General features: G+C 69.1%; 26 protein-coding genes and 1 pseudogene. 13 read left to right on the top strand and 14 right to left on the bottom strand.

The annotated features are described in order from the left end of the window. Positions 1-620 (top strand): hypothetical protein (locus tag Q9R22_RS12240; RefSeq protein WP_311254273.1); only part of this gene is annotated, 620 nt, incomplete at its 5' end. Between the two features lie 46 nt (positions 621-666). Beyond that, positions 667-1,752, top strand: coding sequence for a hypothetical protein (locus tag Q9R22_RS12245; protein WP_131333687.1), 1,086 nt, complete (start codon positions 667-669; stop codon positions 1,750-1,752). Positions 1,753-2,052: 300 nt separating this feature from the next. Here Q9R22_RS12245 and Q9R22_RS12250 read toward each other — a convergent pair whose 3' ends face one another. The 3 genes from Q9R22_RS12250 to Q9R22_RS12260 are packed head-to-tail and all read right to left on the bottom strand — an operon-like array spanning position 2,053 to position 5,810. Continuing rightward, positions 2,053-3,594 carry a dihydrolipoamide acetyltransferase family protein gene (locus Q9R22_RS12250; protein ID WP_311254274.1) on the bottom strand — a complete coding sequence of 514 codons (1,542 nt, stop codon included), beginning with the start codon at positions 3,592-3,594 and terminating at the stop codon, positions 2,053-2,055. A 3-nt stretch (positions 3,595-3,597) separates the two neighbouring features. Continuing rightward, positions 3,598-4,608, bottom strand: coding sequence for a transketolase C-terminal domain-containing protein (locus Q9R22_RS12255; RefSeq protein ID WP_311254275.1), 1,011 nt, complete (start codon positions 4,606-4,608; stop codon positions 3,598-3,600). Then, positions 4,608-5,810 (bottom strand): thiamine pyrophosphate-dependent dehydrogenase E1 component subunit alpha, encoded by a 1,203-nt coding sequence (locus Q9R22_RS12260; RefSeq protein WP_311254276.1) that lies wholly within the window; start codon positions 5,808-5,810, stop codon positions 4,608-4,610. The genes Q9R22_RS12255 and Q9R22_RS12260 overlap by 1 nt, the downstream gene beginning before the upstream one ends. Positions 5,811-6,179: 369 nt before the next feature. On the opposite strand from Q9R22_RS12260, the gene Q9R22_RS12265 reads away from it, so the two are divergent. From Q9R22_RS12265 to Q9R22_RS12275, 3 genes are all read left to right on the top strand, one after another. Next, positions 6,180-6,635 (top strand): Lrp/AsnC family transcriptional regulator, encoded by a 456-nt coding sequence (locus tag Q9R22_RS12265; RefSeq protein ID WP_131333684.1) that lies wholly within the window; start codon positions 6,180-6,182, stop codon positions 6,633-6,635. Between the two features lie 102 nt (positions 6,636-6,737). After that, positions 6,738-8,195 carry a tryptophan-rich sensory protein gene (locus tag Q9R22_RS12270; RefSeq protein WP_311254277.1) on the top strand — a complete coding sequence of 486 codons (1,458 nt, stop codon included), beginning with the start codon at positions 6,738-6,740 and terminating at the stop codon, positions 8,193-8,195. Positions 8,196-8,199: 4 nt separating this feature from the next. Then, a complete protein-coding gene (locus Q9R22_RS12275) occupies positions 8,200-8,862 on the top strand; it encodes a CPBP family intramembrane glutamic endopeptidase (protein ID WP_131333682.1) in 663 nt (220 codons plus the stop codon). On the opposite strand, the gene Q9R22_RS12280 is transcribed toward Q9R22_RS12275, so the two are convergent. The 3 genes and pseudogenes from Q9R22_RS12280 to Q9R22_RS12285 all read right to left on the bottom strand — a co-directional run bounded on the left by Q9R22_RS12280 (position 8,831) and on the right by Q9R22_RS12285 (position 10,021). After that, the gene (locus Q9R22_RS12280; RefSeq protein ID WP_311254278.1) at positions 8,831-9,082 is read right to left on the bottom strand and encodes a hypothetical protein; all 252 of its coding nucleotides are present in this window, start codon (positions 9,080-9,082) and stop codon (positions 8,831-8,833) included. The two genes, Q9R22_RS12275 and Q9R22_RS12280, sit on opposite strands and share 32 nt — an antisense overlap. 160 nt (positions 9,083-9,242) lie before the next feature. After that, a pseudogene (locus Q9R22_RS13345) lies at positions 9,243-9,353 on the bottom strand (hypothetical protein); the annotation flags it as partial. Then, positions 9,326-10,021 carry a TetR/AcrR family transcriptional regulator gene (locus tag Q9R22_RS12285; RefSeq protein WP_131333680.1) on the bottom strand — a complete coding sequence of 232 codons (696 nt, stop codon included), beginning with the start codon at positions 10,019-10,021 and terminating at the stop codon, positions 9,326-9,328. The gene Q9R22_RS12285 and the pseudogene Q9R22_RS13345, both read right to left, overlap by 28 nt. Before the next feature lie 95 nt (positions 10,022-10,116). On the opposite strand from Q9R22_RS12285, the gene Q9R22_RS12290 reads away from it, so the two are divergent. From Q9R22_RS12290 to Q9R22_RS12300, 3 genes are all read left to right on the top strand, one after another. Then, positions 10,117-11,691, top strand: a complete 1,575-nt coding sequence (locus Q9R22_RS12290; protein WP_131333679.1) for a DUF3533 domain-containing protein — start codon at positions 10,117-10,119, stop codon at positions 11,689-11,691. A 56-nt stretch (positions 11,692-11,747) separates the two neighbouring features. After that, positions 11,748-12,251 carry a DUF4870 domain-containing protein gene (locus Q9R22_RS12295; protein WP_131333678.1) on the top strand — a complete coding sequence of 168 codons (504 nt, stop codon included), beginning with the start codon at positions 11,748-11,750 and terminating at the stop codon, positions 12,249-12,251. Positions 12,252-12,520: 269 nt separating this feature from the next. Further along, complete coding sequence (locus Q9R22_RS12300) at positions 12,521-13,774, top strand: NRAMP family divalent metal transporter (protein ID WP_242670511.1); 1,254 nt, start codon at positions 12,521-12,523, stop codon at positions 13,772-13,774. An 18-nt stretch (positions 13,775-13,792) separates the two neighbouring features. On the opposite strand, the gene Q9R22_RS12305 is transcribed toward Q9R22_RS12300, so the two are convergent. The 6 genes from Q9R22_RS12305 to Q9R22_RS12330 form a co-directional block, all read right to left on the bottom strand. Continuing rightward, positions 13,793-14,455 (bottom strand): GntR family transcriptional regulator, encoded by a 663-nt coding sequence (locus tag Q9R22_RS12305; protein WP_131333677.1) that lies wholly within the window; start codon positions 14,453-14,455, stop codon positions 13,793-13,795. After that, positions 14,452-16,254 carry a biotin carboxylase N-terminal domain-containing protein gene (locus tag Q9R22_RS12310; RefSeq protein WP_131333676.1) on the bottom strand — a complete coding sequence of 601 codons (1,803 nt, stop codon included), beginning with the start codon at positions 16,252-16,254 and terminating at the stop codon, positions 14,452-14,454. Before Q9R22_RS12310 ends, Q9R22_RS12305 begins: the two co-directional genes overlap by 4 nt. Next, positions 16,251-18,038 (bottom strand): 5-oxoprolinase/urea amidolyase family protein, encoded by a 1,788-nt coding sequence (locus tag Q9R22_RS12315; protein WP_242670509.1) that lies wholly within the window; start codon positions 18,036-18,038, stop codon positions 16,251-16,253. The genes Q9R22_RS12310 and Q9R22_RS12315 overlap by 4 nt, the downstream gene beginning before the upstream one ends. Continuing rightward, positions 18,035-18,793: a 5-oxoprolinase subunit PxpA gene (locus Q9R22_RS12320; RefSeq protein ID WP_311254279.1), complete on the bottom strand. Its 759-nt coding sequence runs from the start codon at positions 18,791-18,793 to the stop codon at positions 18,035-18,037. The genes Q9R22_RS12315 and Q9R22_RS12320 overlap by 4 nt, the downstream gene beginning before the upstream one ends. Positions 18,794-18,855: 62 nt before the next feature. Next, positions 18,856-19,854, bottom strand: a complete 999-nt coding sequence (locus Q9R22_RS12325) for a cation transporter (protein ID WP_131333674.1) — start codon at positions 19,852-19,854, stop codon at positions 18,856-18,858. Next, positions 19,851-20,330, bottom strand: coding sequence for a transporter substrate-binding domain-containing protein (locus Q9R22_RS12330; RefSeq protein ID WP_131333673.1), 480 nt, complete (start codon positions 20,328-20,330; stop codon positions 19,851-19,853). The genes Q9R22_RS12325 and Q9R22_RS12330 overlap by 4 nt, the downstream gene beginning before the upstream one ends. 165 nt (positions 20,331-20,495) lie before the next feature. Here Q9R22_RS12330 and Q9R22_RS12335 point away from each other — a divergent pair, with 165 nt between their 5' ends. Genes Q9R22_RS12335 through Q9R22_RS12345 form a run of 3 tightly spaced genes read left to right on the top strand, consistent with a single transcriptional unit; the run spans position 20,496 to position 22,985 of the window. Continuing rightward, the gene (locus tag Q9R22_RS12335) at positions 20,496-21,674 is read left to right on the top strand and encodes an LLM class flavin-dependent oxidoreductase (protein ID WP_098055323.1); all 1,179 of its coding nucleotides are present in this window, start codon (positions 20,496-20,498) and stop codon (positions 21,672-21,674) included. A gap of 31 nt (positions 21,675-21,705) precedes the next feature. Further along, positions 21,706-22,377, top strand: a complete 672-nt coding sequence (locus Q9R22_RS12340) for a CE1759 family FMN reductase (RefSeq protein WP_131333672.1) — start codon at positions 21,706-21,708, stop codon at positions 22,375-22,377. Beyond that, positions 22,374-22,985: a MarR family winged helix-turn-helix transcriptional regulator gene (locus tag Q9R22_RS12345; RefSeq protein ID WP_311254280.1), complete on the top strand. Its 612-nt coding sequence runs from the start codon at positions 22,374-22,376 to the stop codon at positions 22,983-22,985. The genes Q9R22_RS12340 and Q9R22_RS12345 overlap by 4 nt, the downstream gene beginning before the upstream one ends. Positions 22,986-23,109: 124 nt before the next feature. On the opposite strand, the gene Q9R22_RS12350 is transcribed toward Q9R22_RS12345, so the two are convergent. Then, positions 23,110-23,277, bottom strand: a complete 168-nt coding sequence (locus tag Q9R22_RS12350) for a hypothetical protein (protein WP_207387848.1) — start codon at positions 23,275-23,277, stop codon at positions 23,110-23,112. A 103-nt stretch (positions 23,278-23,380) separates the two neighbouring features. On the opposite strand from Q9R22_RS12350, the gene Q9R22_RS12355 reads away from it, so the two are divergent. Both Q9R22_RS12355 and Q9R22_RS12360 read left to right on the top strand, forming a co-directional pair. Further along, the gene (locus Q9R22_RS12355; protein WP_131333671.1) at positions 23,381-24,265 is read left to right on the top strand and encodes an SDR family oxidoreductase; all 885 of its coding nucleotides are present in this window, start codon (positions 23,381-23,383) and stop codon (positions 24,263-24,265) included. Positions 24,266-24,393: 128 nt separating this feature from the next. Next, positions 24,394-24,777, top strand: a complete 384-nt coding sequence (locus tag Q9R22_RS12360) for a YdeI/OmpD-associated family protein (RefSeq protein ID WP_242670507.1) — start codon at positions 24,394-24,396, stop codon at positions 24,775-24,777. 77 nt (positions 24,778-24,854) lie between these two features. Here the strand turns inward: Q9R22_RS12360 and Q9R22_RS12365 are convergent, their stop codons facing one another. Further along, the gene (locus tag Q9R22_RS12365; RefSeq protein WP_165489826.1) at positions 24,855-25,283 is read right to left on the bottom strand and encodes a hypothetical protein; all 429 of its coding nucleotides are present in this window, start codon (positions 25,281-25,283) and stop codon (positions 24,855-24,857) included. Positions 25,284-25,317: the final 34 nt, after the last annotated feature.

Here is a 25,317-nt window from a genome sequence, read left to right on the forward strand (position 1 = left end):
CATTTTCTTTACTTCTTGGAATGTCAGGTATATGGATGGCTGTGGCCATGAACGACCCTGACCTTATTGGTGGATATAAGAGATTTGCCAATTCTATCCAGGAAAAAAAGTTGAACTACAGCATCTCCCTCATGGAGCATGAGGTGCAGGCGAGGGAGGGGGTAAGCGGGTTGCGATTCAAAAGGTACCTCGCTGTAATCTGCACCTATTTACTGCCCCTGGCTTTGAGTGTAACTATGTTATTCGCTTCCCCTACTCAATTGTCAAACCCATGGGTTTGGGTTGCCCCAATAATAATCTGGAGTGTTTGGGTGGGTGTGACATTTTTTACATTCGCCGCATTCCCGTATTGGGACTCTTTATTTAATCGATTTGGCGCCATGCTGCTTCGGCTGGGGCTGGGGCTTGAGATTGTATTAACACTAACGATTATTGTGTATCGGAATACCGCGAGCGATGGAATTTTTTTAACTACACTTATCGTATTAGGCTTGACAATGCCCGTATCTAGCCGGGTGGTGTCGGTATGTGTACGCTCCAGCCCGTTCCTAACAAAGCGTTGGAATAAAAAAATGCAAGAACGAAAATCAAATATTGAAATCGAGGCTGGTGTGACGTGAAGGCCTTCGTGAAGGGGTGGTGGCTGGGGTGTGCTGAAATGGACTCATGACGCCCACCTCCTCCTACACCAGCAGCGGAACCGGGCGCAGGTCCCAGGAGTTCACCCCCGCCACTGCGGTGCGCGGGTTCCTGGAGCACTCCCGCCGCAGGGCCGCGGACCTCAGCCCCGGCTACGAGCGCGTCTGGGCCCGTGTCGCGGAGGTCGCCTATGCCGGGAACGGTCTGCAGCAGGATCTCGTCATGGCCGCGGTGGAGGCCTACCCCGCTCGCCCCACCCGTCCCGTGCTCAATGCCGTGGCGGCCGGTTTCGAGCTGCTGAACACCGCTCTGCTGCTGCGCGGTGAGGGTGTGAGCCCCGGGACCGCGATCAGTGTGACGTCGCCCGCTGCGTCCCGCACGACGGCGCCGGGCGCCGGGGGCGTTCCCTCCGGGGGTGCCGAGGACCCCGTCCACTACACGTCTCTCGCGAGCGAACTCGCCCTGGCCGCCGCCTACCGCATGGTGGCCACGTCCCACGCGCCGGAGACGCGGCTCATCAAACTCCTGGAGATCCTGGACCACTCCGTGTTCCACGCCGCCGCGGGAGAGCGCATCCTGGGGGAGCTCACGCAGCGTGCGGCCACTGTCTCGCACGGTGAGGTGCTGGAGACCCTGCGCATCGGCAGCGCCGTGCCCTGCTACGAGGCGCCGCTGCGCGCGGGCGCCGTGCTGGGTGGGGCGCCCACCCAGCACGTCAACGCCCTGGCGGACACCGGACGCGCCCTGGGCATGGCGCACGGGCTCGCGAAGGAGCTGCGCCTCGCGGCCCACACGCAGGGTGGCCACGGAGCCCGCGAGCTGCTGCGCGCGGACCGGCCCACGGTGCTCGGCACGTTCGTGGCCTCCGGCCCCCACGGCCCCGCGTGGCGCTCCCTGTGCGAGCGCGCGGCGGAGGGCACCCTCACGGACGACGACGCCGCTCACGCCCACCAGCTGCTCGAGCGCTCCGGCTCCGTGCGCGCCGTCGCCCGCATGATGGGCACCGCCCGCACCCGCTCCGAGCACGCGATGGCCGGAGGGGGCCTGCCCCCGGCCCTGGTGGAGCGCCTGCGGGCGTGGGCGGAGCGGGAACTGGGTTCCGCCGCGACCTGACCCCGCGGGGTGCCCGTGGTCCACGGGACGGTTTCTTGTCACCGGGTGTGCCTCGTGACTATGGCGCCCCCCCCCCCGCAGGATAGACCCGGCACACGGCCCCGGAAAGCGTCGACTGAGTGCGGCGCCAGGCCGCGGCCGCGGAGCACAGCGATGGCACACGGCCCCGGAGCGTGGCCCCGGAAAAACGGCCCCGGAACACGGCGACGGCGCCCGGGCCGAAGCCCGGGCACCGTCGCGCTCCCCTCCGCGCGAACCGGTGGCCGGTGCGCGGTTGATGTCCCCTGGGACCCGAACGGGTCAGATCTGCGTGAGCGCCCCCACGGGGTTCTCGATGCAGTCCGCCACGAAGCGGATGAAGCCGCCAGCCGCGCCGCCGTCGCACACGCGGTGGTCGAAGGCGATGGTCACGGTGGTGACCTTGCGGACGGCCAGCTCACCGTCCACCACCCACGGCTTGTCGATGATCCGCCCGATGCCCAGGATCGCGGCCTCGGGGTGGTTGATGATCGGGGTGGCGCCGTCCGTGCCGAACACGCCGTAGTTGTTCAGCGTGAACGTGGAGCCGCTCAGCTGGGCGGGGCTGGCCTTGCCGGAGCGGGCCACCTGGATGATCTCCCGCATGGCGCCGGTCAGCTCCATGGCGCTGAGCTGGTCCGCGTTGCGCAGGTTCGGCACCATGAGCCCGCGCTCGGACTCCACCGCGAGGCCCAGGTTCACGCCCTGCAGTCGGGTGATGGTCCGGGAGCCGTCCTCGCCGGTGTCCACGCGGGCGTTGAGCTGCGGGAACTTCCGCAGCCCGGCCACGGTGAACCGGGCGATCAGCGCGAGCAGGCTCGGCGTGTTCTCCGGGTCCTTGGCCTTGAGCTCTGAGCGCAGCTTCAGCAGCTCGGTGGCGTCCACGTCCACCCACACGGTGGCCTCGGGGATCTCCGTGCGGGAGCGGGTCATAGCGTCCGCAATGGTCTTGCGCACACCCTTGACGGGCTCCTGCGACGCGATCGGCAGCCCGGTGCGGGAGTCGGTCCCGGCGGCCGCCGGGGACGACGACGCCGCGGCACCGCCCTGGGGTGCCGCACCTCCTGCGGCGGTCAGGCCGGCGGGGGCGGGGGCCGCGGGCTCCGCGGCGGACAGGCCCGTGGGGGCCGGCCCGGCGGCGTCGGCGCGCATCCGCTGGTCGTCCACCTGGTCGATGGCCGCGAGGACGTCTTTGCGCATGATCAGACCGCCGGGGCCGCTGCCCTGGAGGGCGGCGATGTCCACGCCGTGCTCCCGGGCGAGGTTGCGCACGAGCGGGGAGATCACCGTGGGGGCCAGCCGCGGCGCCTCGGCGAGCGCCTCGTGGGCCTGCCCGGCGGCGTCGGCACCGGCACCGCGCTTGCGGCGGCGTCGGCGGGACGAGGACGCGGCGGAGGTGCCGTAGCCGATCAGCACGTTGCCGGAAGACTCCTCGTCCTCACCGGCGGTGGGATCGGCCTCGTCCACGGAGAGCTCGGCCGACGGGCGGGTGCCCGCGAGCTCCTCCTCGCGGTACCCGGCCCCGTGGGTGGGCTCCGGAGCGTCGTCGGAGCCGGAACCCGCGGCGGACTCCGGGGCCTCGATGCCGTCGGAGACGGAGATCAGCGGTTGGCCCACCAGCAGCGTGTCGCCCTCGGCGCCGTGGAGCGTGTGCACCACGCCCTCGAACGGGGTGGGTACCTCCACGGCCGACTTGGCGGTCTCCACCTCCACGATCGGCTGGTCCATGGTGACGGTGTCACCCTCGGCCACGAGCCAGCGGAGGATGTCCGCCTCGGTGAGCCCTTCGCCCAGGTCGGGCAGGTTGAACACATTGATGCTCACGGGTCAGTCCTCCCATTGCAGGTCGTCCAGGGCATCCAGGATGCGCTCGGAGCTCGGGATGTGGTGGCGCTCGAAGGACGGCGAGGGGTAGGGGATGTCGAATCCCGTGACCCGCAGCACCGGTGCGGCGAGCGAGTGGAAGCAGCGTTCCTGGGTGCGCGCGGCGATCTCCGAGGCCACGGACGCGAAGCCCTGGGCCTCGGCCACGACCACGGCGCGCCCGGTCTTGCGGACCGAGGCGGCCACGGTCTCGTCGTCGTAGGGGACCACGGAGCCCAGGTCCACGACCTCCACGGACATCCCGTCCCGGGCGGCTTCCTCGGCTGCGGCCAGGCACACGGGCACGGACGGCCCGTAGCTGATCAGGGTCGCGTCACTGCCTTCGCGGGCGACGACGGCGTGGCCCTCCCGGCGCGGCAGCGTCCCGTTCTCGTACTGCGAGCGCAGCTCGTCCAGGTCCACCTGCGCGGTGGACCAGTACAGCCGCTTGGGCTCGAAGAACACCACGGGGTCCGGCGAGTCGATCGCCTCGCGCAGCATCACGTAGGCGTCCGTCACGGAGGCCGGGGTGAAGACCTTCAGCCCCGGGGTGTGCGCGTAGTAGGACTCGGAGGAGTCGCAGTGATGTTCCACACCGCCCACGCCACCGCCGTAGGGGATGCGGATGACCAGGGGCATGGGCAGCTTGCCGCGGGTCCGGTTGTGCATCTTGGCCACGTGGGAGGCCACCTGCTCGAACGCGGGGTACGCGAACGCGTCGAACTGCATCTCCGCGACCGGGCGCATGCCGTTTATGGCCATGCCCACCGCGGTGCCGATGATCCCCGACTCCGCAAGCGGGGTGTCGAAGCAACGCTCGCGGCCGAAGCGCGCGGTCAACCCGTCCGTGATGCGAAAGACCCCGCCCAGGGTCCCCACGTCCTCACCGAAGACCACGACCTCCCGGGACGCCTCCATGGCGTCCGCGAGTGCGGTGTTCAGCGCCTTGGCGAAACTGACTTTCGAAACGCTCATCACGCCTCCTCTCGGGAGAGCTCGTCGGCCAGCTGAGCGGCTTGTTCGCGCAACTGGGTCGTGGGTTCGTGGTAGACGAAGCGGAACAGGTCCTGGGGATCCAGTTCCGGCTTGGAGGCCATGGCCTCGCGCAGCCGCTGGGCCATGGCCTCGGCGTGCTCCGAGATCCGTTGGGACGCGGCGTCGTCCAGCACGCCCTGGTCGGAGAGGTAGCGCTGCATGCGGGTGATCGGGTCCTTGGCCACCCACTCCCTGACCTCGTCGCGCTCGCGGTAACGGGTGTCGTCGTCCGCGTTGGTGTGCGCTTGCATGCGGTAGGTCATGGCCTCCACGAGCAGCGGACCGCCGCCCTGGCGGCACAGCTCCACACCGCGGCCCAGGACGGAGAGCAGCGCCGCGAGGTCGTTGCCGTCCACGCGCTCACTGGCCATCCCGTAGCCCACACCCTTGTGGGCCAGGGACGGCGCGCGCGTCTGCGAGGACAGCGGCACGGAGATCGCGTACCCGTTGTTCTGCACCAGGAACAGGACGGGCAGCTGGAAGACGGCCGCGAAGTTCAGGGCCTCGTGGAAGTCCCCCTCCGACGTCGCCCCGTCACCGCACATGGCCAACGTCACCGTGTTCTCGCCGCGCAGCTTGGCGGCGTGGGCCACGCCCACGGCATGCAGCAGCTGCGTGGTCAGCGGAGTGGCCTGGACGGAGACCTTGTACTTGCGGGGGTCGTAGCCGCCGTGCCAGTCCCCGCGGTAGGTGCTCATGACCTCCAGTGGATCCACACCGCGGGACATCACGGCCACGGAGTCACGGTAGGTGGGGAACAGCCAATCGTCGTCCTCGAGGCACAGGGCAGCCGCCACCTGGCAGGCCTCCTGGCCGTGGCTGGACGGGTAGACCGCCATGCGGCCCTGGCGCACGAGCGCCATGTTCTGGTCGTTGATGCGCCGGCCCACCACGAGCTTCTCGTAGGCGTCCAGCAGGCGGGAGTTCTCCGGCATGGGGTACTCGTGGCCGGGCTCCTGACCCTGCTCGGACTCCGGGACCGCGCTGCCGTCGGGGTTCAGCAACCGGATCTCGCTGCTCGCGGGCAGCATGTACTGCTCGGGGGTGATCCCGAAGTTCTTGGAGGCCTCCACCGCCGGATTCACGGGCGGGGTGTGCTCCTGGGCGGCGGATTCGCCACCGGCGGAGGTGGGCTCGCTCATGGCGCGTCCCTTTCTTCTCTGTGTGGAACTCGGTGGTGCCCGGCACCTCGTTCCGCGGCAGCGCGCAGCGAAGGGCGGGGTGGACACATCGTCCGCACAGTATGGAAAATTCGGCCGCCCCGTCTCCATACCGGGGGGAATTTGTGGACGAACGGTGATCTTGGGACGCTCTCATGGACAATATGCTTGGTAGTGACGTGCGTCATGCTGCTTCGTCTACCGCGTCGCGACCGGTGACGACGGCGCTCGGCGCGGCGTCGTCGCCCCGGAGCACGCGGGCCGTCGCGAAGGGGCGTGAGGCCCATGGTCATGGCGCGCGAGGCCCATGACGAGAGACCGCGGGGCACGATGACAGAGAAGGAGTACCGGATGGCGGAGCGGGAGCGCCCCGAACTGGACGACACGGATCGGCGGATCCTGGAGGAACTCTCGGCGGACGCACGGCAATCGGTGACCGCGCTCGCGGCCAAGGTCCACATCTCCCGCGCGCACGCCTACGAGCGCATCCGCAGGCTGCACGAACAGGGCGTGGTGCTGCGCTACACCGCGGTGATCGATCCCGCGCGGGCGGGGCTTGAGGCCTCGGCATACGTAACAGTGCGGTTGAAGCAGAACACGTGGCCGTCCCTGTGCGTGAAGCTGCGCAAGATCCCCCAGGTGCAGCACATCGCACTGGTGGGTGGCACGTTCGACGTCATGCTCCTCGTGCGCGCCCGGGGCACGGCGGAACTGCGGGATGTGATCTTCGACCGCATCCAGCCCATGCCGGAGGTCGTGGACACGCAGACGTTCCTGATCTTCGAGGACGTGGACGTCCGCGGGTGACGGAGCCCTGCCCGTGGATGGCGTGGGATGCTCAGCATACGATCGACATGGATGGGGTGGCCGCCGCGGTCATCCACGGATCGTTCACGGTTGGGAGTTCGCATGACTGAGACCGCACGGCTCGCCCTGGTCACGGGAGCCACGGGATACATTGGCGGCCAGGTGGCCCAGGAACTGTTGCAGCGGGGGTGGCGGGTGCGCCTGCTCAGCCGCAGTGCGGAGAAGGTGCGCGACCTCCCCTGGGGGGACGCTGTCGTCCCCGGTGGGCAGAGCGCCGAACCTGGCCGCGCGGAAGTGGTGGAGGGGGACGCCTCGGACGCGAGCGACGTCGCCCGCGCCCTGAAGGACGTGGACGTCGCGTGGTACCTGCTGCACTCCATGGGCGACTCCGAGAACTTCGTACAGGAAGAAGTGGAGATGGCGGAGACGTTCGCGCGGGCCGCCCACGACGCCCATGTGCAGCGGATCGTCTACCTGGGGGGACTGCACCCCACGGACGAGCCGGTCGAGCAACTGTCCGATCACCTGCGTTCGCGCGTGGAGGTGGGGCAGGCGCTCATGGACTCCGGGGTACCCACTGCGGCGCTCCAGACGGGTGTGGTGATCGGGGACGAGTCCTCGTCCTTCATCATGATCCGTCACCTCTCCGAGCGACTGCCGGGTGCAATCGCCCCCCAGTGGGTGCGCAACCGGATCCAGCCGATCGCCGTGGCGGATGTGGTGCACTACCTCGCGGGGGCGGCGGACCTGCCGTCGGACGTGAACCGCACGTTCGATGTGGGCGGTCCGGACGCCATCGAGTACGCGGACATGCTGGACCAGTACGCCCGGGCTGTGGGCAAGGGCGGGCGGTTCATGCTCACCGCGCCCGTCACCACCGCGAACCTCGCGGCGTACTGGATCGGGCTCATGACCCCCGTCAAGACCAAGCTCGTGCGGCCGCTGATCGGTAGCCTCCAGCACGACACCGTGCTGCACGAACGGGACCTGGACGACTACATCGGCGCCCCAAAGGGTGGTCACACCCCCTTCGCGGATGCCGTGCGCGCCGCCGTGAAGAACGAGGACCTCGGCCGGTGGCGGCGCGTCTTCCTGACCACCGCGGGGGCCGTGACGGCCACGGCGGTGGTCGGTTCCCTGGCGACCGATCCCAATTCGCGCTGGTACAAGACGCTGCGCAAGCCCTCGTTCCAGCCCCCGGCCTGGCTGTTCCCCGTGGCATGGACGGCTCTGTATGCGGACATCGCCGCGGTGGGGGCCCTGTCCATCGCGGATCTCGGGGAGAAGAAGCAGGAGAAGGAGAAGCGCGCCTACATCGCCGCGCTCGGGACCAACCTGGTGCTCAACGCCGGGTGGAGCATCCTGTTCTTCCACCGCAAGCAGCTCACCGCGTCCTCCGTGGAGTCTGTCCTGTTGACACTCAGCAGCGCGGACCTGGTGCGCCGTAGCGCAAAGGTGTCCCCCGAGAAGGGCGCTGTGCTCAGCCCGTACGCGGGCTGGACCGCGTTCGCCGCCGTCCTGACCAACACCCTCCGAGCACTCAATCGGCGCAGGAAGTGATGATGTGAGCGAATACCGGGTCAGCCCCTACGGGGACGCCACCCAGGCCACGCGCAAGCGCACCGTGTGGGTCGTGATCATCACGGGCCTCCTGGCCGCCGCAGGTCTCGCGTGGTCCCTGCGCATCCCCGCCGGGGACCCGTGGTTCACCCCCGCGACCTTCATCCTCGCGGGGGTATACATCATGGGCAGTTCGATCGCCGTGCGGATGACGGGGGAGCGCCTGCCCTGGAAGGTCACCCCCAAGGGCTTGCGGGACGCGGTGATCGGAGGTCTGCTGCTGGCCGCCCTTTTCGTCGCGGGCGGTTTCATGGTGCGGTTCGTGCCGTTCCTGGCCGGGCCCGTCCACGAACTGCTCAACCACGCCCGCGTGGGGAGCTTGTTCATGGTGGCCCTGACCACCGCGGTCAACGGCGTCGCGGAGGAGACCTACTACCGCGGCGCGCTGTGGCGCGTGCTCCCGCGGGGCCGCCGGATCCTCGTGACCACGATCGCCTATACCGCGGTCACGTCCCTGGCCGGCATCCCCCTGCTTGCGCTCGCTGCCGCCGCACTCGGCGCGTTCGTGGGGTACCTGCGCGAGCGCACGCGCTCCCTGGTCCCCGGGATCGTGACCCACCTGATCTGGTCGCTCACTATGTTGTTCGTGTTGCCGTTCGTGGTGTGACCGGTCCGTCCGGCTCGCGTTCGATCGCCGCCGGTCGTCCCGCGGCTGCGGGGCTTCCGGGGGCGGTGTCCGGGGCGATGTCCACCCCCTGGTCACGCGCGATCCGCGGGCCGGCGGGGACGTCCGGGTCGTCCAGGAACTCGTAGTGCAGGGTCAACTGGGTGATGTGATCGGACTCCGCACCCGTGCGATCCAGCGTGACTGCGTCCTGAGGTGCCATGTGCGGGACGTTGGCGGGAACCGTGCGCGATGAACACCTTCTCGTGGATGACCCTGTTGAACTGGGCATTCTCGCTCAGCGCGAGGGGAGCGGAGACCGTGTTGGGGTGCGCGTAGACCAAGAACGGCGTGGTGGTCAGCAGGAACGTGCTCGTCACGGCCAATCCGTAGACGATCGCCAGTTGCTCTGAACTGCGGAAGACCACCAGCAGGACGAGCACCCCGAGGAGCAGGGGGTCGGGGATCAGGCGGGGCGCGTGAACGCGAGCCACATGGTGGGGATCACCTGCTGCGCGCCGTGCCCGGAGCCGCCCATGGCCATGTGGTCCGCGAGCTGGCCCGAGTAGCTGGTGAGCAGCATGCGGGCCACGTCCCCGGGGGAAACCAGGAACTCCAGGCGCTGAGTCTGCGCGACCCGCACGAGGGCCTGCTCGATGGCGCGGTAGACCCGCGCGCGGATGGGTGCCATCTGCTGGCGCACCTCGGGGAAGCGGAACGCCGCGAGGGACAGCTCCACGCGCAGGGCCTGCTGGTTCACGTTGGCCACCTGGTCCGTGACGCCCTCGATGATGCGGGTGACCACGTCCTCTACGTCCAGTCCCGAGCCGAGCCAGTGGTCCAGCTCCGTGCCGAGGGTGTCCACGAGCTGGGTGGCGAGGTCCTCGAACGCGAGGATCGCGAGTTCCCGCTTGGACTCGAAGTTGGAGTAGAACGCACCGCGCGTGAAACCGGCGGCCGCGCACAGGTCGCTCACCGAGGCGCCGTCGATCCCCTGCCGCGCGAAGACGGCCGGGGCGCTGCGGATCAGTTTGAGCCGCGTGGCGCTGCGGGAACGCCTGTCCCGCGCGGCCTGCTGTGTGGCAGGGTCATTCGTGACGGACCGCGGGCCCTCCGAGAGGTCCGCAGCGGGTGCAGCGGGTGCGTCTGTCTGGTTGCTCACGTATCCATCGCCTCGTCGTCACATCTCAATACATCAGTGTATCGTGATCAGGAACCCCCAGACACGTCGTGCATTCCTCGCGCCAGGAGAAACCTGTGACACCCAAACACGCTCCCGCCCACTCCCTCCGGGCCCGACTCGGACGGCCTTTCGGCCAGGCCGGGTTCTGGCTGCTGCCCATGCTCGCGATCATCGCCGTGGGCGTGATCGGCACCGCCCTCTACCTGGGAGGCTTGTCCAGCCCGGACAAGCACTTTAAGGAGTTCCCCATTGCCGTGGTCAACCAGGACAAGGGCGCGGAGGTGCCCCAGGCCGACGGCAAGGCCAGCCAGGAGAACCTGGGCAAGGACCTCGTCCAGAAGTTCGCGGACAAGGCCGCGGAGGAGGACAAGATCGACCTCCGGCAGCTCAGCATCGACGAGGCACGGGAACAGTTGGATCGCGGTGAGCTCTACGCCGCCGTGGTGGTGCCCGAGTCCTTCTCCGAGGACACCGTGAGTCTCATCGAGGGGTCCCTCACCCGGGATAAGGCCGCGCGCCCCGAGGTCACGGTCTACACGGACCCGCAGGCTGGTTCCCTGGGCACCCGACTGGCCACGGGGGCGGTCGAGCCCGGCGTGCGCGAGGCCAGCAAGAAGCTCGGCGAGCAGCTCTCGGAATCTGTGGCTCCCGCCGAGGAACAGGCATACAACCAGGTGCTGCAGCAACTGCAGCAGTCCCAGCAGCAACAATCCCAGCAGCTACAGCGCCAAGCCGCGCAGGGCGGTCCCGAGGTCCAGCAGTTCGCGCAGCAGGTGCAGAAGGCCCAGGAGGGCTCCGCGGAGCAGATCGCCCAGAATCTCTCGCCCACGGTCAGTTCCGTGGCCAAGAAGACCCTGGCCGACCCGGTGTCCATGGTCTCCAAGCCGTACAACGACCTCCAGGAGGGTACTGCGCTGGGGATGAGCGCCTTCTACTACTCCATCCTCCTGCTCGTGGTGGGGTTCTCCGGGTCCGTTGCCCTGAACCTGCTCATGGATGCGCGGATGGGCATGGCGCCCTTCGAGATGGGCCCGTTCTTCAAGGACTACGAACGCGCCGTGCTGCCCCGCCCGGTGGGCTTCCTCATGAAGTGGCTGACGTTCGTGGTCGCGGCACTGCCCGCGTCCGCGCTCATGATGTGGGTGGCCTCCGCCGTGGGCATGCCCGTTCCCCACGGGCTGCTCGTGTTCCTGCTCGGGTGGCTCGCGATGTCCACGGTCTCGGCCATCGCCCTGGCCCTGATCTCCGTGGGCGGTAGCGTGGGCATGTTGTTGTGCCTGGCCTACCTCGTCTTCATGGGCCTGCCCTCCGCGGGCGCCGTGGTCCCGTTGGAGGCGGTTCCGGGGTTCTTCCGTGCGATCGCCCCGATCGAGCCCTTGCATCACATCTTCACGTCCATCCGCTCCGCGCTGTTCTTCGACGCGATCCCGGAGGCCGGTCTCACCACAGGGGTCATCGGACTGTTCGTCATGCTCGCGCTCGCTCTGCTCGTGGGTGTGCTGGGCGGTTGGGGCTACGACAAGTGGGTGGGTCTGCGCGGCTCTGCCGGCGGCGGCAAGCACAGCGCCCGTGCCGCGGCATCCGACGGGGAGAAACCCCTCTCCAAGACTGCGGATAACCCCTCCGTGCCGAACGGCGCCTCCTCCTAGGCTGGAGCCAGGACACGACCAGTGAGCCTTCCCGGCTCGGACACCACGGAGATGACATGAGCTACGAACCGCAGCAACCGCGTCCCGACTACCGCTCGCAGGGACCCACGGGCCCCGGCGGGCCCGACCCCCGCGGCCAGCAGTACGCGCAGGGCGGCCCGCACGCCCAGGGTCCCAACGGCTACCGCGCGGGTTCCTCCGGGCCCCGTGATGACGAGCGCACCGTGGCCGTGCTGACCCACCTCGCGGGCCCGATCGCCGCGGTCGTCTCCGTGGGCTGGCTCGGCTTCCTGGGCCCGCTCATCGTGTGGTTCGTCTACAAGGACAAGAGCCCGTTCCTGCGGTCGGCCGCCGCGGGCGCGTTCAACTTCAACGTGACCATGTGGCTCGTCAACCTGGTGGGCTGGATCCTGCTGTTCACGGTGATCCTCTCGCCCCTGGGGCTGCTGCTGATCGCCGCGTACTGGGTCCTGTTGCTCGTGTGCCACATCATGGCCGCGGTCAGGGCCGGCCGGGGCGTGGTGTACCGCTATCCCATGCAGCTGCCGATCCTGCGCTGAGCGCGCCGCACCCGCGGAGGGTGAGCCGCTCCTCAACTGCTGAGGCAGCGCGAAGCCGTTAATGGAAATCGAGGCATCGAGAAGCCACTTCGGTCCGTCCGAAGTGGCTTTTCGCTACCCAGAATCTCGGGCATGGTCTGGGGATGCCTCGAACATTGCCGCCGCGCCGTCAGTTGTCCCAAAATTCGCTGGGCAGATTGTTGAACAACCTATAGGCTGCCTTCATTGCACGAATGTGTCCCCGCTCGCGTGACCCCTTGGATGGAAGCATGTCCTCTGTCAGTCCCAGCCCGCAGCCCGGCGAGTCCGTGACCGAGGGCGGGAAAACGCCCCAGCGCACCACCGGGCACCGCAGTGCCCTGTTGGGGGCCATGTTCCTCATGGCCACGAGTGCCATCGGGCCCGGTTTCATCACCCAGACCACCGTCTTCACGGTGCAGTTGGGCGCTGCCTTCGCGTTCGCCATCCTCCTCTCGATCCTCGTGGACATCGCCGTGCAGCTGAACGTGTGGCGGGTCATCGGGATCTCGGGTCGCCGGGCGCAGGAACTGGCCGGGAGGGTGTTGCCCGGTGCCGGGGCGGTGCTCGCGGCGCTGGTTTTCCTGGGCGGTGCGGTCTTCAACATCGGCAACATCGCGGGAACCGGTCTGGGCCTCAACGCCATGGTGGGCCTGGATCCCAAGATCGGCGGGGGGATCTCCGCCGCGATCGCCGTGTTGATCTTCCTGTCGAAGCGCGCGGGACTCGCGCTGGACCGCATCGTGGTGCTGTTGGGCGCCGTCATGATCCTGCTCATGCTGTACGTGGCCATCGTGGCGGCTCCGCCCGTGGGGGAGGCGCTGAAGAACACGGTGTTGCCGGAGCGGATCGACCTCCTGGTGATCACCACGCTGATCGGCGGCACGGTGGGCGGGTACATCACGTACTCCGGCGCGCACCGCATGATCGACTCGGGAGTCACCGGTGCGGAGAGCGTCCGGGAGGTCACGCGCAGTTCCGTGCTGGGCATCCTGGTCACGTGCGTGATGCGTGTGTTGTTGTTCCTCGCGATCTTCGGCGTGGTGGCCGGCGGGGTCTCCCTCACGAGCGACAACATGGCGGCGGAGGCCTTCGGTGCCGCGGCCGGTGAGATCGGTGTACGGATCTTCGGTGTGGTGCTGTGGGCCGCGGCGCTGACCTCGGTCATCGGGGCCGCGTTCACGTCCATCTCCTTCGTGACCTCGTCCCAGGGCAAACCGCGCACCCGGAACCTGCTCACCGTGGCCTTCATCGCGGTGTGCGCGGTGGTCTACCTCTTCCTGGGCCAGGCACCGCAGACCCTGCTCATCTTCGCCGGTGCGTTCAACGCCCTGATCCTGCCCTTCGGTTTCGCCATCCTGTTGTGGGTCGCATGGCGCCGCAGGGATCTGTTGCACGGCTACCGCTACCCGGTGTGGCTGCTCGTGGTGGGTGTCCTCGCCTGGCTGCTCACGGTGTATCTCGCGTGGAACTCCCTGGCAGGCCTCGCGAAGCTCTGGTCCTGATCCCGCCCACCCGACCCGTCAGGTCAGGTGCGCGAGGATCTCGTCCCGTGCCGCGGTCAGGGACTCCCTGAGCAGGTGCACGGCCCGGTCACGGTCGCCGGACTCGAGAGATCGCAGCACCTGGGTATTGCGCACCGCGTAGCGCGCGTGGAACTGCGGATCCGTGGACATCGCGTGGAACACCAGCCGCATCCGCGCCGACAACCGATCCATGACCGCGACCAGCTCCGCCGAACCGGACGACGCCACGAGCTCCCGGTGGAAGCCCTGGTTCGCATCCGCCATGGCCGGCACGTCCCCGGCATTCCGGGCGGCGAGCGCCGAGGTGGTGAGCGCACTCAGCCGGGACAGCGACTGCGGATCGGGCGCACCCCACAGCATGGTGCCCGGCTCCAGGACGCCGCGGGCGGCGTAGAGGTCGCGGACGTCGTCGGCGTCGGGCTGTGCGACGAACACACCCCGGTGCGCGATCCGATCCACGAGGCGCTCCGCCGCCAACATGGTGAACGCCTCGCGCAAGGTGTTGCGCGAGACCCCCAGCTCCCGGGCCACGGCCTGTTCCGAGAGTTTCGCTCCCGGGGGCAGTTGGCCGTTCGAGATGCGGGCGCGCAACTGCCGGGCCGCCTGGGCGCCCGCCTGGGCACTCGCCTGGGCGTTCTCGCGCGGCTCGACGGCCGTCACGCGATCTCTCCCAGCGTCTGCCCCTTGCGCACGGCGGACCCCTCCGCCAGGTCCGCCCGGGTCAGCGTGCCGGAGCGATGAGCGCGGACGGGCGTCTCCATCTTCATCGCCTCCAGGGTGAGGACGGTGTCGCCCTCGACCACCTCGGCGCCGTCCTGCATGGCCCACGTCACGATCGTCCCGTTCATGGGCGCCACCAGGCTCGTTCCTGCCGAGTCCTCATGGGGCGACGACGCCGCCCCGGTTTCTGCCCCCGCCCCCGCGGTCTCACCGGACCGCGATTCGGCGCCCCCGGATGCCGAATCAGACCCGGAACCTGCGACGGATCCGCCACCCAGGAGGGCGGCGGCAAGGTCTGCGGGCAGGCCCAGTTGATGGGCGCGCCCGTCGATCTCCACCGTGACCGTGGTGCGCTCGCCGGCCCCGGGCGCCACGTACGGGGAGGCCTCCAGCTTGCGTGTGAACTCGTCCTCGATCCACGTGGTGTACACCCCCATCCCGTCCGGGGACGTGAACGCGGGCTCCTCCAGGACCGCCCGGTGGAACGGGACCACTGTGGGCACCCCGCGGATCACGAGCTCCCGCAGCGCGGCGCGCGCGCGTACGAGGGCCTGCTGCCGGTCCTCGCCCCACACGATGAGTTTGGCCAGCAGGGAGTCGTACTCGGCGGGCACCACGGACCCGGAACGCACACCGGTGTCCATGCGCACCCCCGAGCCCGTGGGCGCCTCGAACGCCTCCACCGCGCCGGGAGTGGGGAGGAACCCGAGGGCCGGGTCCTCCGCATTGAGTCGGAACTCGAACGCATGCCCGTTCGGTGACGGGTCCTCGGTGAGGCTCAGCGCCAACCCGTCGGCCACGCGGAACTGTTCCCGCACGAGGTCCACGCCCGCGGTCTGCTCCGTGACGGGGTGTTCCACCTGCAGCCGCGTGTTGACCTCCAGGAAGGAGATCAGCCCGTCCGGGGCCACGAGGTACTCGACCGTGCCCGCCCCGGTGTACCCGGCCTCCCGGCAGATGGCGCGCGCGGATTCATGAATCGTCGTGCGCTGCTCATCGGTCAGGAACGGCGCAGGGGCCTCCTCCACGAGCTTCTGGTTCCGCCGTTGCAGTGAGCAGTCACGCGTGCCCACCACGATCACGGAACCGTGGGTGTCTGCCACGACTTGGGCCTCCACGTGGCGGGGCTTGTCCAGGAAACGCTCCACGAAGCATTCGCCCCGCCCGAACGCCGACGTCGCTTCGCGCACCGCCGCCTCGAACGCCGCATCGATCTCGTCCATGGTCCTGGCCACGCGCATCCCACGACCACCACCGCCGAAGGCGGCCTTGATGGCGATGGGCAGTCCGTGCTCCTCGGCGAATGACCGGGCCGCAGCGGCGTCGTCCACGGGACCGTCCGTGCCGGGAACCAGGGGAGCGCCGGCGCGCACGGCGATGGCCCGGGCGGTGACCTTGTTGCCCAGCTCGCGGATGACCCGGGCGGATGGACCGATCCAGGTGAGGCCGGCGTCCGCCACGGCCTGCGCGAAGTCCGCGTTCTCGGACAGGAACCCGTAGCCCGGGTGCACGGCGTCCGCGCCGGAACGGGAAGCCACGGCGAGCAGACGGTCGATATGCAGGTAGGTGTCCGCGGAGGCGGAACCGGGCAGGGCGTAGGCCTCGTCGGCCATATGCACGTGGAAGGCGTCGGCGTCAGGTTCGGAGTACACGGCCACCGAGGTCAGGCCGGCGTCCGCGCACGCCCGCGCGATCCGCACCGCGATCTCCCCGCGGTTGGCGATCAGGACCTTCTTCATGGTGTGTCTCCTGCGGTGTCGGATGCGGGGTGGGGCGGATCGGTGAACGTGAAGCGGACCGCGCTGCTCGGGGGTAGCTGCGCGGCGAGGGGGAGGTCCTCCGGAAGTACGACCCCGATCACGGGATAGCCGCCCGTCACGGGATGGTCGGCCAGGAAGAGCACGGGAACCCCCGAGTGGGGGACCTGCAGGGAACCGGCCACCACGCCCTCGCTCGCCAGTTCGCCCTCGCGGGAACGCTCGAGCGGCGGGCCCTCGGGGGGTTCCTCGAAGCGCACCCCCACGCGGTTGGACTGCTCACTCACGACCCAGTCCCGCGAGGTGAACGTCTCGAGTGCTTCCGGCGTGAACCAATCGTCACGGGGCCCCGGGCTCACCCGCAGGGTGACGGTCTCCCCGGGGGTGGGAAGCGTGACCGCCGGCGGTTCGGGCAACCCCACGGTCCGGCCCGCGGCGGCCTTGAGAACCGGGAGCTCGTCACCGGCGCTCAACGGGTCCGGTCCGATCCCGGAGAGCGCATCCGAGGAGCGGCTCCCCAGCACCTCGGGTACGTCGATCCCACCTCGCACTGCCAGATAGGTGCGCAGGCCTCTGTCCGGGGCTCCCAGGGTGAGGCGCTCGCCGTCGTACAAGGCGAACGGAGCGTGGCACGTGACGGCGCGTCCGCCGAGGGGTCCCTCGATCCGGGCCGGAGTGGGCGCGCCACTGAGGGCCAGTACGTGGTGCCCGCGGGCCGTGACCGACAGTCCACCCAGCAGCGTCTCGATCACGGCGGCCTCGGGCGAGTTGCCCACCAGCCGGTTGGTCTGCTCGGCCGACGCGCGGTCCGCGGCGCCGGAGGCCACCACGCCCAGGTCGCCTCGGCCGGGTCTGCCGCGGTCCTGGAGCAGGGACTGCATCCCGGGATCCTCGATCATCAGGGCGTGTTTCCGCTCCCGGCGCGACGCGGGTAGTGCCGTCTCTGAGGACACCGCCACGAGTTCGCGCACCGCCCGGTAGCGCACGGTGTCACCCGGTCGGATCAGGGCGGGCTCCTCCCGGTCCACGTCCCACAGCGGCGCGTCCGTGTGACCGATCAGCTGCCAACCCCCGGGGGAACGCCGTGGGTAGACGGCCGAGAAGCGTCCCGCGAGCGCCACGGACCCGGCCGGCACCGCGGTGCGGGGCGAGTCCCTGCGCGGCACCTCGAGCGGATCGCCGTCGGCCACAAGGTACGCGAATCCCGGCGCGAACCCGCCGAACGCCGCCGTCCAGCCGGTTCCCGTGTGCGCCTCGATCACGCCGCGCTCGCCGAGCCCGGTCAGCTTTCCCACGGCGGCCAAGTCTTCGCCGTCGTAGACCACGTCGATCGCCACGTCCTTACCCGCGGCCGGCTCGGTGGAATCAAGCCGGATGTCGACGACGTCGCTCGCGGCCCTCCGCGCCGCGGCGGGAGTTGTGAAGGTCAGCAACACGGTCTCCGCGGCGGCCAGGACATCGAGCTGACCCGGGTACGGATGGGCACTCAGGTGGGCATGCAGCCGCATCACGTGCTCGAGCGAGGGGCACTCGATCAGGAAGGCCCGCGTGCCGGCCCAGCGCAGACCCGTCCGCGGCGGGGTGGCCGTGTCGGGTGCTGCCGACGAGGACGTGGAAGGCGCGGTGGCTCGGTCCCGGGGTGCGGTGCGCGGCGCGCCGGATCCGCTCCGCGTCACGTTGGCGGCTCGCGGAGTGGCCGGGGAGGGCACGCCCGTGCCGTCGTGGGCGGTGCCCGGACCGTGCGTCGTCGAGTCGCGGCCGCTCACACGAACGACCGGATCGTGATGCCGGCGCGCTCCAGACCCGCGCGGACCTCGGCGGCCATGGTTGCGGACCCGGGGGTGTCCCCGTGCACGCAAATGCTCTCGGCGGCGAGATGCACCGTGGAGCCGTCCACCGCGGTCAGCGTGCCGTGTTCGGCCAGGCGGATCATGCGCTCGGTGACCTGGGCGGCGTCGTGCAACACAGCGCCTTGCTCGCGGCGGGAGACCAGCGTGCCCTCGGGGGTGTACCCTCGGTCGGCGAATGCCTCGGCCACCCCGCGCAATCCCGCCCGCTCGGCCTTGTCCAGGGCCACGGAACCGGGCAGCAGCAGCAACGGGAGGTCACCGCCGAACGCCTTGACCGCGTCCACGACCGCCTGCGCGTGTGCCTCGTGGTGGACGATCGTGTTGTACAGCGCCCCGTGGGGTTTGACGTATTTGATGGTCGTGCCGGCCGAGCGCGCCATCGCCTCGAGTGCACCCATTTGGTAGAGCACGTCATCGGCGAGTTCGGTGGGGGAGCAGTCCAGGAATCGTCGGCCAAAACCGACCAGGTCCCTGTACGCCACGTGGGCGCCCACGGTGACTCCTGCGGCCACCGCGTCCCGGCACGTCTGTGCCATGGTGCCCGGGTCCCCGGCGTGGAACCCGCAGGCCACGTTGGCGGAGGAGACGGAACGGAAGATGGCGGGGTCGTCGCCCATGTGCCAGTTGCCGAACGACTCGCCCACGTCGCTGTTCAGATCGATGACCGTCATGCGTGACCTCCGTCTCAGTACCGAGTTCCAGAATGCCGCACGCGGGAGGATTGTTCAACAATCTAGTGCGAATGACCCTCGAACTCCTCGGCCTCCAGGACCCGCGGAAGCGTGTTGACGGGGATGAGCACCACGTCGCGAATCTTCCAGTCCAGGGCCAGTAGCTGTTTGCGGGCGGCGTCCAGGCGATCGGGAGTCGCGACGTCCGGGGTGCGGGGAACCACGAATCCCTCGACCTGGAACACCTGACCCTCGTCGCGTACGCGTGCGGCACCCACGCGCGCCCACTCCAGCTGTCGGAGGAAGGCGTCCACGTCCGCATTGAGCGGGTGAGGCTCCTTGTTGTCCACGGTGGTGGGACGGGCATCCGCGAGCCCGGCCACGGCCGCACGGAGGTTGGTGATCCCGTCCCTGAGGATGGACATGGCGATCACGATGGCCGCCACGGCGTCCGCCCACCACCACCCCAGGCCGATCCCGATCACACCCGTGGTGGCCGCGGCAGAGGTCATCCAATCCGCCTTGTTCATGTCCGCGTCCGCGAAGAGCACCTTGTTGTGCAAGGGCGTCGCGAGTTTCAACTTCATGCGCCCCAGGATCACCGGCGGGATGCCCGTGACAACCAGGACCCCGATCATCAACCAGCCGAGCCACACCGTGGTGCCGAACAGCTGGATCCCGCCGATGGACGGGTGCTCCGCCGTGATGAGTTTGCTGCCCGAGTCGACGATCAGATATGTCCCCATGACCAGCAGCGCGGTGGCCGAGACCAGGTGGGCCATCCCCACGGAGCGGTGATGGCCGAAGGGGTGCTTCGCGGTGGCCGGGCGGCGGGTGATCCGTACGCCGACCAGGAACGCAATGGGCGGGATGAAGGACAACAGGTCCTCGACCCATGCCGTCTTCATGGCCTGCGAGTTCCCCAGCACGAGGAACACGAGGATCACCGTGACCGCGAGGGTCCCGATGGTGAGCCATTCCAGGCGCACGGCCCGGGTGAGCGCTCGGGTGATCTCCGGCGGAAGTTGCTCGTCGTCCACCGGGTGGTGTTGCGCGCTCATGACCTGCCTCCGTGGTCGGCGAGGAATGCTTCGAGGTCCATGAGGAATGCGTTCTCCCCGTTGCGTACCGCCATGACGTGTTTCCGGGTGTCGCCGAACTCGTCGGTGGATTCGGCGTAACCGCGGGTGATGCCCACCTCCGTGTCCCACGGGCTGTCCTTCGTGAGCCCACCGATGACCAGGTCCAGGTGGCCGTTCTTCAGCTGCTTGACCAGATCCTCCTCGCCGCCGGGAGTCCAGGTGACGTGAGCACTCACGGTCTCGGCGTACTGCCGCACGAGATCCACTTCGGTGCCCGTGGGTGGGTTGGGTCCGAGATCCGTCTCCGGGGGACTGTGCGAGACACCCACACGGAGTTCCCCGCCGGTCACGTGCTCGAGTGTCCCGTGCGGGTCCGCGGGATAGTGACCCGAACACCCGGTCAGCGCAAGAAACAGGACCAGGAGAGCGATCAGCCGCCCGATGGATGATCTCATGACACCACTGTAGGCCCGCGTGCCGTTCGCCACACTCGGATATTTTCCCTGGAATAAATCTCCGCGGCGGCGCATTATATAGGTAGTTCAAATTTGAAAGACCTACGGAACGGAGCTGCGGCACTCGCGCTGCGGCGTCGTCGACCACAAGCCAAGGAGGCCGACATGCAACTCGGCATCTTCACCATCGGGGACGTGACCCAGGACCCCACCACCGGCAAGACCCCCACCGAGAACGAGCGGATCAAGGCCACCGTGGCCATCGCTCGCAAGGCGGAGGAGGTGGGTATGGACGTGTTCGCCATGGGCCAGCACCACAACCCGCCGTTCGTGGCGCCCGCAAACCCGCCGATCCTCATGGCCCACCTGGCGGCGCAGACCGAGAAGATCCAGCTGGGCACCGCCACCACGCTGATCACCACGACGGACCCCGTGCGCATCGCGGAGGACTACTCGTACGTCCAGCACCTCGCGGACGGGCGCGTGGACCTCACGCTGGGTCGCGGCAACACAGGGCCCGTGTACCCGTGGTTCGGCAAGGACATCCGGCAGGGCATCCCGCTGGCCGTGGAGAACTACCAGCTGCTGTACCGGCTGTGGCGCGAGCAGAGCGTGAACTACTCCGGTCGCTTCCGCACGCCCCTGCAGGGCTTCACCGCCACGCCGCGCCCGCTGGACGACGTCCCGCCGTTCGTGTGGCACGGTTCCATCCGCTCCCCGGAGATCCCGGAGCAGGCCGCGTTCTACGGTGACGGGTTCTTCCACAACAACATCTTCTGGAACAAGGAGCACACCGAGCGCATGGTGGACTTCTACCGCCAGCGCTACGAGTACTACGGCCATGGCTCCTACGATCAGGCGATCGTGGGTCTGGGTGGTCAGGTGTTCATGGCCAAGAACTCGCAGGACGCCATGCGTACGTTCCGCCCGTACTTCGACAACGCGCCGGTCTACGGTCACGGCCCGTCGCTCGAGGACTTCACCGAGCAGACCCCGCTGACCGTGGGATCCCCGCAGCAGGTCATCGAGCGCACGTTGTCCTTCCGCGGGTACGCGGGTGACTACCAGCGTCAGCTGTTCCTGGTGGACCACGCCGGCCTGCCGCTCAAGACCGTCCTCGAGCAGATGGACATCCTGGGCGAGGAGGTCGTCCCGGTGCTGCGCAAGGAGTTCGACGCCGCTCGCCCGGCCCACGTGCCCGAGGCCCCCACCCACGAGTCCCTCGTGGCGCGCCACGCCGCGGGCAAGGACCCGATCCCCGGCGGTGGCCCGGATTCGCAGGCCGCGAAGGATCGCGCACAGCAGGCGGAGGCCGCGCAGCGCGACCACGAGAACGCCAAGTAAGTTCACGTACCACGTCAGAGAGAAGGACACCATGACCGATCGGTTGACCCTCGCGGTGGTGACCGCGGGACTGTCGGAGGACTCCACGACCACGCGCCTGGGCGAGGCGATCGCCCAGGCCGCGAGCACCACGGTCGAGAACGCCGGGCAGCACGTGCACATCAAGGTGATCCAGCTGCGAGATCTGGCCCACGGGCTGACCGACATGATGATCACCCATGTGGCCTCGCGCGCCGTGCAGGACGCGATCGACACCGTGCTCACCTCGGACGGCCTGATCGCCGCGTCGCCCACGTACAAGGCGTCCTACTCGGGGCTGTTCAAGCAGTTCTTCGACGTGATCGACGAGTCCGCGCTCGAGAACCTGCCCACCGTGGTCGCCGCTACGGGCGGGTCCCCGCGGCACTCGCTCGTGCTGGACACCGCCATGCGGCCGCTGCTGAGCTACCTCAAGGCCCTCGTGCTGCCCCTGGGCATCTACGCGGCGTCCGAGGACTGGGGTCACAACGACCTGCAGCGCCGGATCGACCGCGTGGGCGCCTCGCTCGGCGCCATGCTGCTCGCGGGTTCGCGGGGCAGTGCCGGTTCCACGGACGGCGCCTCCCAGGGCGACGCCGCTCGGCCGGGTCTGCGCCGCGAGGTCAAGGACGAGTTCAGTGACGTCCCCGACTTCGCGAGCCTGCTGGCCTCGGTGGGATCGTGAGCGACACGGCCACCCGCGCCGTTGTTTTGTCCAAGGCTGCGCCGCCCGGGTCCGCGCACGCCGAGACCGCGCCGTCCGAGCCCGTGACGGGTTCGGACGGCGCGGACACCACCGGCGCGGCATGCATTGGTGGCGCGGAATCCCTCGATGATGCGGCGCGTGCGGGTATATCGGACGCGTCCCGGCAGGACTGGGACGCGTGGCAGGTCTACTTCGAGACCACCGCGCTGCTCACCGCCCGGATCGAGGAGCGGCTCAAGCAGCACGGTTGCTCGCTCATGGACTACCAGTTGCTCCTGCTGCTCTACAGCGCGCCCGAGCACCGGATGCGCATGGGTGAGCTGGCGCACCGCCTGATCTTCTCGCCGTCGCGGTTGAGCTACCAGATCGGTGTGCTGGGCAAGCGCGGCTGGGTGGAACGCCGCCGCGTGGAGTGCGACGGCCGCGGCTTCGAGGCGGTGCTCACAGCCGAGGGCCTGCGCGCCTTCCGCGAACTGCGCCCCGCCCACGCGCGGGACGTCCAGGAGCTCTTCTTCTCCGCACTCCAGGACGACGACGCCGCTCGACTGGCCGACCTCATGCGCCGGGTGGGTGGGCTGCTGGGTTAGTCACGGCCACCTCGGGATCGCCCTGGTGGCGGCCGTGATCCCGAAGTCGCCCATGAAGGATGCCGCTCCGCTGTGCAGGAGTTGATCCTGTTATGCAGTGGGGCGGCATCACGCCGTTCCGGGGTCAGGAGCTGAACGTCCTGCGCCCGGCCCGTTCGACGAAGATCCGGGGGACCACCGTGGCGGCAAAGTCCCCCGTGTTCCGGATCCGCGCGCGATGGGATGCCATGGGATCGCGGCGGACCCAGCGGTGGCTCTCGTGGCCGATCGCGGGCCAGTTGGAGGTGGCCATGGTGCTCCTTGATGGAACTGCTGATCCTGATTGTCTCAATAGGAGTCTTATTGAGACAATCCATCGATCCGGTCTCAATAAGCGGCGCTGGCAGACTGGATTCATGACGGCTTCACCCGGAACCCTGCCCCTGCGCGGCCGAACGGCGCTGGTCACCGGGGTGTCACGACGCCGCGGCATCGGCTTCGCCGTTGCCCGCACCTTCGCGCGGCTGGGCGCGAGTGTATTCATCCACCACTACGGCCCGCACGACGAGGACCAGCCATGGGGCGCGGACGATCTGAGCGACGTCGTGAACGCATTGCGGGCCGAACTCACCGGGGGTGCGCGGCTGGGGGAGATGAGCGCGGATCTGCGGGACCCCGGACGGATCCGACCGCTCATCGATGCCGCGAGCGAGCTCACCGGGTCGCTGGACATCCTCGTGTGCAACCACGCCAGGAGCGGTGGGGACGGCTCCATCCTGGACATGACCCCCGAGGCGCTGGACGCGTTCTGGCAGACCAACACCCGCTCCACGCTGCTGCTGACCCGGGCGTTCGCGCTCCTCAAGGCCGACGCCCCGACCGCTCCGGCGCGGCCGGGAGAACGCATCCGGGGCGACCGCGAGCGGAGGTTCACCGCACCGACGGGGCGGGTTTTCTGGATGACCTCGGGACAGGGGCACGGGCCCATGCGCGGCGAGGTCGCGTACGCCACGAGCAAGGCCGCGCTCGCCGGGGTCACCGCTACCGTGGCCGCGGAGCTGCTCGAACTCGGCATCGTGCTCAACACCGTGAACCCCGGACCGGTGGACACCGGGTACCTGTCCCCCGATGCCACGGACCGTCCACTCGGTCAGATCCAGGAGTTGATCGACGGCACCCCGTTCGGCCGCTTCGGGGCGCCGAGCGATCCCGCGAACCTCATCGGCTGGCTCGCCACGGACGACGGCGCATGGATCGTCGGCCAGGTCCTCACTTCGGACGGTGGGTTCTACCTGGCGTGAGCCCGGTGGGGGCGGGGCCTCGCCCCGGATATTCATGAATCGAGTAATGGACGTCTTCGGTCCGTCGCGTGGCACGCTGCTGCTTGCCGGGGATCCACGGCGACAGGTGACAGCGCAGGAAGAGAACCATGACCAACACGACCCGGACTGCGGCGTCGTCCGCGGAGAACGCGACGAACGTGACGGACACGCAGAACGAGAACGGCGCGGAGACCGCCGAGAACCCGGCCACGATCGATGGCGCGAACACCCAGTCCGGGCTCCCCGGCGGCGTCGTCCACGAGTTGCCCGCGGACCTCGCCGAAGCGCTCGCGCTGGACCCCGTGACCGCCGAGCTGTGGCGCGGACTCACTCCGCTCGGGCGCAACGAGTTCGTGTGCTGGGTGGAGGATGCCCAGAAGCCGGAGACCCGGCAGCGGCGGATCCGGCGCACCGAGGAGGAAATGCACGAGGGCAAGCGCCGCCCGTGCTGCTGGCCCGGGTGCAAACACCGGGAGCGCACCGGTCGCTGAGACCCGATGCACCCCCTGGCGTGAAACCACGGCCGACGTGACACAACAGTCGGCGCGGTACTACGGCCTGCTCGGCACTACAACCGCAGCGAGCCCGCGCCACCGGAGGCCGGCCCCTTGCCGGAAGCCGGTGTGGTCGGGGCGCTCGCCGGGCACGTGGCACGGAAGCCCGCGATGAGCGCGGCGTTCATGGCCGCATCCGGGTCCGGACCCTCCTCCACGTAGGAGCGGCCCGTGTAGGCCAGGGCCATCCGTCGGGAGGCGTCCCGCGTGGTGAAGGACACCGCACGGGTGCCGAAGCCGGCGCCGTCGTGACCGATGAGCACCTCGGGGGTGCCCGCCGCGGTGCGGCAGGGACCGTTGATGAGGTAGAGGCCGTAGCCGTAGCGCGCCTGCTGAGCCGCGCCCACGGGAGTGACCATGGCGTCCACGAGGTCCTTGCGCAGCAACCGTCCGGTCATGAGGGCGCCGGTGAAGTCGGTGATGTCCTCCGCGGTCGCGTACACCCCGCCCGCGCCGGAGAAGATGGACGGGTTGACC

The sequence above is a fragment of the Kocuria sp. PD6 genome (assembly GCF_031844145.1).
In the GTDB taxonomy this organism is placed as follows: domain Bacteria; phylum Actinomycetota; class Actinomycetes; order Actinomycetales; family Micrococcaceae; genus Kocuria; species Kocuria marina.